Here is a 5160-nt window from a genome sequence, read left to right as displayed (position 1 = left end):
CGCTCGCCTGGCCGAAGCGGCCCAGGCGCCGCTGACGATCAACGGCGCCCCGGTCGACATCGCCCTGACCGCCGGCGTCGCGGGACGGGGCGAGGCTAGCTCCGACCTCGCCTCGCCGGTCGACCGCGCCGCCATCGCCGTCGATCAGGCCCGCGCGGCCCGTCGTCTGGTCGCCGCCTTCGACGAGGCCGCCTACGGCGACCCGGGCGACAACCTGTCCCTGATTTCCGAACTGATGACCGCCCTGCACGACGGCGATGTCGCGCTCGCCTACCAGCCCAAATACGATTTCCGCGCCGAGCGGATCACCGGGGTCGAGGCTCTGATGCGCTGGTCCCATCCGCGCCGCGGCTTCGTCTCGCCGGACCTGTTCATCGGCATGGCGGAGGAGACCGGCCACATCCGGCCGCTGACCGAATGGGCCATCCGCCGCGCCATCGCCGACCAGAAGACCATGGCCGCGGTCGGCCAGGTCCTGACCGTCTCGGTCAACATCTCCGGCCGCCTGCTGTCCGACGAGAGCTTCGCCGAATTCGCCCTGGCCGAGGTCGCCGCCTCGGCGGCCGACCTGTGTTTCGAGATCACCGAGACGGCGGTGATGGACAACCCGGAACTGGCCCTGCACATCATCGCCCGCTTCGCCGAGGCCGGCATCGCCGTTTCGCTGGACGACTACGGCGCGGGCCTGTCGTCGCTGACCTATCTGAAACAGATCCGCGCCGACGAGTTGAAGATCGACAAGAGCTTCATCCTGGGGCTGGACCATTCCTCGCGCGACGCCCTTCTGGTCAAGTCGACCATCGACCTGGCCCACAGCCTGGGCCTCAAGGTCACCGCCGAGGGGGTCGAGACCCCCACGGCCCTCGCCCTGCTCCGCGGAATGGGCTGCGACATGGCCCAGGGCTATCTGATCGGCCGACCCGTGCCGCTCGCCGTCCTGACCGAGCAACTGGCCGCCCCGACCGTGGACGTCGATCTCGCGCGTCAGGCCTGAGCCGCCGCGACCTCCTTCATCGACACCGCCCGGTCGGCCAGTTTCACGGCGTCCACCGCCTGCCCCCGTGAAATCATCTGCCGCCCGGCCATGAACTCCGCCGGGGCGTTGACCGCCTCGACGCAGACGATGCGGTCTCCGGCCAGATGGAAGACGGCGAACGCTCCGCCCTCGACATCGCCGCGCACCACCTGTCGATCCGCTCCGTCGGGCAGGCCGGCGATCTGCAGCTTCACCTCATACTGGTCTGACCAGAACCACGGGACCTCGGGCGTCGGCGCCGGGCGTCCGGTGATCGCCGCCGCCGCCTGTTTCGCCTGTTCCAGCGCATTGGGCACGCTCTCCAGCCGATGCCGGCGCCCGCCGTGAACCGGGATCGGCCGGAAGGTCATGTCGCCGATGGCCCAGATCGCCGGGTCGGAGGTCCGCGCCGCCTCATCGACCACGACCCCGTTGCCGCACGCCAGGCCCGCCGCCCGCGCAAGCGCATCATTGGCCAGCGCCCCGACCCCGACCAGCACCGCGTCGGCCGCAACCAGCCGCCCGTCGCCGAGCCGCACCCCGCCGTCCTCGAAGGCGACCACGTCCGCCGAGGTCAGCACCTCGACGCCATGCGCCCGGTGATGGGCTGTGAAGAAGGCCGACAGGGTCTCTGACGCCACCCGCGCCAGCACCCGATCCATCCGCTCGATCACCACCGCCTCGGCCCCCAGCGCCCGCGCCGAGGCCGCCGCCTCCAGCCCGACATAGCCGCCGCCCACGACCGCCAGCCGCTTCCCCGGACCCAGCGCCGCCTTCAACCGCTCTGCATCCGCCAGCGAGCGCAGCTCCAGCAGGTCCGGCCGGTCCGCCCCGGGGATCGACAGCTTCCGCGCCGTCGATCCGGTGGCCAGGATCAGGGCGTCCCAGGTTTCCACCGTCCCGTCCGCGAAGGTCACGGTCTTTCCCGCCGGGTCGATCGCCGTCGCCGTCACGCCGGTGCGCAGCTCGATGTCGTGCTCGGCGTAGAAGACCTCGGGCCGCAGCAGCAGCGCCTCCAGATCGGCCTCGCCCTTCAGCCATGCCTTGGACAGGGGCGGTCGCTGATACGGCGCCGCCGGCTCCTCGCCCGCCAGCACGATCGGTCCCTCATGCCCGTACTGCCGCAGCAGGGCGGCCGCCGTCCCGCCCGCATGGCCCGCACCGATGATCACAACCTTGGTCATGGGAGGGAGATAGAGGGGGCAGGGGAGCGAGGGAATAGGCAGTAGGCGGTAGGCAGTAGGCAGTAGGTGGGACAACGGGCGGCTGGGCACGACGTCGGGCAGTGACGTCTCTTCCTATTCCCTACTGCCTACTGCCTACTGCCTGAACGCCTCTTGACCGTGCCACTGTTACAGCATAGTGGAACGCGCATGAACGACACCCTGCCCCGCAAGGCCGTGCACAAGGCGGCCGACGACCGGCTCGCCCTGTATGACGCCCTGCTCTGTCTGAAGACGCGCGAGGAGCTGGACGCCTTCCTCTCGGACCTGTGCACGCCGTCGGAACTCCGCGCCTTCGCAGAGCGCTGGGCGGTGGCGCGGTTGCTGGATCAGCAGGTCCATTCCTATCGCGAGATCGCCTCCACCGCCGGAGCCAGCCCGACCACCGTCGTCCGCGTCGCCCGCTTCCTCAGGGAAATGCCGCACCAGGGCTACCGCCTGGTGCTGGACCGCCTGAAACAGAAAGTCTGAGTACACCGTCATGAGCACTGTCCAGGGTCGGCTGCGTATCGCCGTCCAGAAATCCGGCCGCCTGTCCGAACGCAGCCTCGACCTTGTCCGCGACGCGGGCCTGCGCGTGGTGAAGGGCAACAACGACCTCCTGTACCGGGTCGAGAACTATCCGATCGACCTGTTGCGCGTGCGCGACGACGACATCCCCACCTTCGTCGCGGACGGAGTCTGCGACCTCGGGATCGTCGGCGAGAACGTGCTGGAGGAGGTCCGCAACGGCGGCCCCACGGCCGAGGTGCTGATGCCGCTCGGCTTCGGCCGCTGCACCCTGAAGATCGCCATCCCGCCGACCCTTGCCTATGACGGCCCCGCGTCGCTGGACGGCCTGCGCATCGCCACCTCCTATCCGAAGATCCTGCGCCGCTGGCTCGACGAGCGGAACATCGCGGCCGACATCGTGACCATGCGCGGCGCCGTCGAGGTCGCCCCCCGGCTCAAGCTCGCCTCGGCCATCTGCGACCTGGTTTCGACCGGCGCGACGCTCGAGGCCAACGGTCTGGCCCCGAAGGAGACGGTGCTCGACAGTCAGGCTGTCCTGATCAAATCCCCGGTCGCCCCGGAGGCCGGCCTGCAGCACCTGCTGGACAGCATCATCGAGCGCATGGCCGGCGTGGTGTCCTCCCAGGGGGCCAAATACGTCATGCTCAACGCCCCCCGCTCGGCCTTGGCCGCCATCACCGCCATCCTCCCCGGCGCAGGCGCCCCGACAGTGATGCCGCTGGCGGGCCGCGACGACGCCGTCGCCGTCCACGCGGTCTGTCAGGAGGCGGTCTTCTGGGAGACGCTGGAACGGCTCAAGGCCGCCGGCGCCTCGGCCATCCTCGTCCTCCCCATCGAGAAGATGATGTGATGAAACGCCTCGACTGGAGCACGCTCGACGCCGCGGCCCGCCGCGAGGCCCTGGCTCGCCCCCGCCGCCGCACCGAGGTCCGCGTCACCGACACGGTGCGCGAGATCATGGACGACGTCCGCACGCGTGGCGGCGCGGCCGTCACCGAATGGAGCCTCAAGCTGGACGGCTCCGCGCCGCGCCGGCTCATCCTGACCCCCGACCGCGTCGCTGCGGCCCGAGACGCCCTGCGCCCCGCCGACACCCGGTCGATCCGCATGGCGGCCGAGAACATCCGCATCTTCCACGAGGCGACCCGACCGGAAGACACGCCCGACGTCGAGATCATCCCCGGCGTTCGCTCGCGCCTCGTCTGGCGGCCCCTGCGCTCGGCGGGGCTCTATGTGCCCGGAGGCTCGGCGCCCCTGTTCTCGTCGCTGTTGATGCAGGCCATCCCGGCCGCGGTCGCCGGCGTCGGCCGCCGGGTCACCGTCACCCCGCCTCCGGCCTCGGGCGAGCCCCACCCCGCCATGATCTTCGCCGCCGCCGAGGCCGGACTGGACGAGCTCTGGCTGATCGGCGGAGCCCAGGCCATCGCCGCCCTGACCTACGGCGCCGAACTGGACGAGGGCGTCATCGCGCCCTGCGACAAACTGTTCGGACCGGGCAACGCCTGGGTCGCCGAGGCCAAGAAGCAGGCCGCCGCCCTGCCAGGCGGCCCCGCCGTCGACATGCCCGCCGGCCCGTCGGAACTGCTGGTCATCGCCGACCGGGACGCCGACCCGGAGATCGCCGCCGCCGACCTGCTCAGCCAGGCCGAACACGACGCCGACGCCCAGGTCATCCTCGTCTCCGAGAGCCGGGCCAATATCGACGCCATCCTCGCGGACGTGGATCGCCAGCTCGAGACCCTGCCCCGCGCCGACATCGCCCGCGCCTCCCTCGCCGAGGGTCGCGCCATCCGCGTCCGCGACGTGGCCGAGGCCTGCGAGGTGGCCAACCTCTATGCCCCGGAGCACCTCGCGCTGCAGACCGTCGACGCCGACAGACTGGTCAGCCGCATCTCCGCCGCCGGGGCCGTGTTCGTCGGAGCCTTCGCCGCCGAGACCCTCGGCGACTACGCCGCCGGCCCCAGCCACGTCCTGCCCACCGACGGCGCCGCCCGCACCATGGGCGGCGTCACCACCGCCAGCTTCATGACCACCATGTCGGTGCAGGTCGTGACCGAGGCCGGGGCAGCCGCCCTCGCCCCCGTCGCCGCCCGCCTCGCCCGGCTGGAGGGTCTCGAAGCCCACGCCCGCGCGGCCGATCTGAGGACCGGCGCATGAACAACCTGCCCGCCCCCTTCCCCCCGCTGGTCGCCGGCGGGGACGGTCTCGACCGCTATCCGGCCGAACCGCGCGCCCTGGCCGCCCGCATGGCCCAGATCTATGGCGTGAGCGCCGAAAGCGTTCTGCCGGTCCGCGGCCTGACCCACGGCCTCGAACTGGTCCTCCGCCTCGCCGCCCGCGATGGCCTGCGCGTCGAGGCGCCCGACGCCGAGCCATACCGCGCCCTCGCCGCCCTCTACGCTGCGCCCG

At 71.5% G+C, this 5160-nt stretch carries 5 protein-coding genes and 1 pseudogene; 5 read left to right on the top strand and 1 reads right to left on the bottom strand.

What is annotated here, in order from left to right:
- On the top strand, positions 1–994 hold a 994-nt coding region (locus QQJ79_RS14660; RefSeq protein WP_284223663.1), incomplete at its 5' end, for an EAL domain-containing protein.
- Here the strand turns inward: QQJ79_RS14660 and QQJ79_RS14655 are convergent.
- Entirely contained in the window at positions 985–2199 is a 1215-nt protein-coding gene (locus QQJ79_RS14655; protein ID WP_284223662.1) for an NAD(P)/FAD-dependent oxidoreductase, read from the bottom strand. The two genes, QQJ79_RS14660 and QQJ79_RS14655, sit on opposite strands and share 10 nt — an antisense overlap.
- Positions 2200–2388: 189 nt before the next feature.
- Here QQJ79_RS14655 and QQJ79_RS14650 point away from each other — a divergent pair, with 189 nt between their 5' ends.
- The 4 genes and pseudogenes from QQJ79_RS14650 to QQJ79_RS14635 form a co-directional block, all read left to right on the top strand.
- The gene (locus QQJ79_RS14650; RefSeq protein ID WP_284223661.1) at positions 2389–2709 is read left to right on the top strand and encodes a YerC/YecD family TrpR-related protein; all 321 of its coding nucleotides are present in this window, start codon (positions 2389–2391) and stop codon (positions 2707–2709) included.
- A 10-nt stretch (positions 2710–2719) separates the two neighbouring features.
- Complete coding sequence (gene hisG, locus QQJ79_RS14645; RefSeq protein ID WP_284223660.1) at positions 2720–3601, top strand: ATP phosphoribosyltransferase; 882 nt, start codon at positions 2720–2722, stop codon at positions 3599–3601.
- Positions 3601–4908 carry a histidinol dehydrogenase gene (hisD, locus tag QQJ79_RS14640; protein ID WP_284223659.1) on the top strand — a complete coding sequence of 436 codons (1308 nt, stop codon included), beginning with the start codon at positions 3601–3603 and terminating at the stop codon, positions 4906–4908. The genes hisG and hisD overlap by 1 nt, the downstream gene beginning before the upstream one ends.
- Positions 4905–5160 (top strand): annotated as a pseudogene (locus QQJ79_RS14635) (imidazoleglycerol-phosphate dehydratase HisB); the annotation flags it as partial. The gene hisD and the pseudogene QQJ79_RS14635, both read left to right, overlap by 4 nt.

Origin of the sequence: Brevundimonas denitrificans, from assembly GCF_030160755.1 — a bacterium.
In the GTDB taxonomy this organism is placed as follows: Bacteria; Pseudomonadota; Alphaproteobacteria; order Caulobacterales; family Caulobacteraceae; genus Brevundimonas; species Brevundimonas denitrificans.
This window is presented reverse-complemented; position numbering and strand designations above follow the sequence as displayed.

Coding starts and splice junctions, on each gene's coding strand:
- hisD (WP_284223659.1), top strand. CDS start 3,601: ATGAAACGCCTCGACTGGAGCACGCTCGACGCCGCGGCCCGCCGCGAG.
- QQJ79_RS14655 (WP_284223662.1), bottom strand. CDS start 2,199: ATGACCAAGGTTGTGATCATCGGTGCGGGCCATGCGGGCGGGACGGCG.
- hisG (WP_284223660.1), top strand. CDS start 2,720: ATGAGCACTGTCCAGGGTCGGCTGCGTATCGCCGTCCAGAAATCCGGC.
- QQJ79_RS14650 (WP_284223661.1), top strand. CDS start 2,389: ATGAACGACACCCTGCCCCGCAAGGCCGTGCACAAGGCGGCCGACGAC.